Here is a 254-nt window from a genome sequence, read left to right as displayed (position 1 = left end):
GAGGCAGCAGTGGGGAATATTGCACAATGGGCGCAAGCCTGATGCAGCCATGCCGCGTGTATGAAGAAGGCCTTCGGGTTGTAAAGTACTTTCAGTCGGGAGGAAGGTGTTAAGGTTAATAACCTTAACAATTGACGTTACCGACAGAAGAAGCACCGGCTAACTCCGTGCCAGCAGCCGCGGTAATACGGAGGGTGCAAGCGTTAATCGGAATTACTGGGCGTAAAGCGCACGCAGGCGGTTGATTGAGTCAG

The 254-nt window shown here is 52.8% G+C and carries 1 rRNA gene; it reads left to right on the top strand.

From position 1 onward, the window contains the following. Positions 1-254 (top strand): 16S ribosomal RNA (locus tag AAZR23_RS20840); the annotation flags it as partial.

This window comes from Morganella sp. Je.2.23, assembly GCF_051129855.1.
GTDB classification, from domain to species: Bacteria; Pseudomonadota; Gammaproteobacteria; order Enterobacterales; family Enterobacteriaceae; genus Morganella; species Morganella sibonii.
This window is presented reverse-complemented; position numbering and strand designations above follow the sequence as displayed.